This window comes from Paracoccus bogoriensis (assembly GCF_019431455.1).
Classification (GTDB): Bacteria; Pseudomonadota; Alphaproteobacteria; order Rhodobacterales; family Rhodobacteraceae; genus Paracoccus; species Paracoccus bogoriensis.
Window position 1 is genome coordinate 1 of the sequence record NZ_JAHYSR010000056.1, and the last position, 634, is coordinate 634.

Annotated in this window: 1 protein-coding gene; it reads right to left on the reverse strand. The window is 63.7% G+C overall.

Annotated elements, in window-relative coordinates; genetic code table 11:
• On the reverse strand, positions 1-634 hold a 634-nt coding region (locus KY389_RS15035; protein ID WP_219831780.1), incomplete at both ends, for an IS110 family RNA-guided transposase.

Here is a 634-nt window from a genome sequence, read left to right on the forward strand (position 1 = left end):
CTTCGCCAGCCTCACGCCGACGCCGCGCGCTGACCTGCGCGATGGCGCCCAGATAAAGCAGCCGGCGCAGATGCCTGTTGCCCATCCTGGAGATACGACCCAACCTTTCCTTGCCGCCTGTCGAGTGGGGCTTCGGTGTCAGACCCAGCCATGCAGACAGATCGCGCCCTGATCTGAAATCGGCGATGTCTGGCAGCGCCGAGACCAGCGCGCTCGCGGTAATCGGCCCGATACCTGGAATCGTCTGCAGGCGCTGAGCAGCCTCATTGGCCCTGGCGTCTGCGCGGATGTCTGCAGTCAGATCCTCGACCTTTCGCTGCGTATCGATCAGCTGATCGGCGAGCAGGCGCAGGGCTTTGCGTGCGGCTGCGGGCAGCGCTGCCTGTTCGGCAGCAATGATCAGCCGCTCGGCGTTGTGGATGCCCTTCGGCACGACAATGCCAAATTCGCCCAGATGCGCCCGCATGGCGTTGACGATTTGCGTCTGCTGGCGCACCAGACATTCCCGCGCCTTATGGGTCATCAGTAATGCCTGCGTGTCCTCACTCTTCACGGGAACAAATCGCATGGAGGGGCGCGACACGGCTTCACAGATCGCCTCGGCATCAGCGGCGTCCGTCTTGCCGCGCTTGAC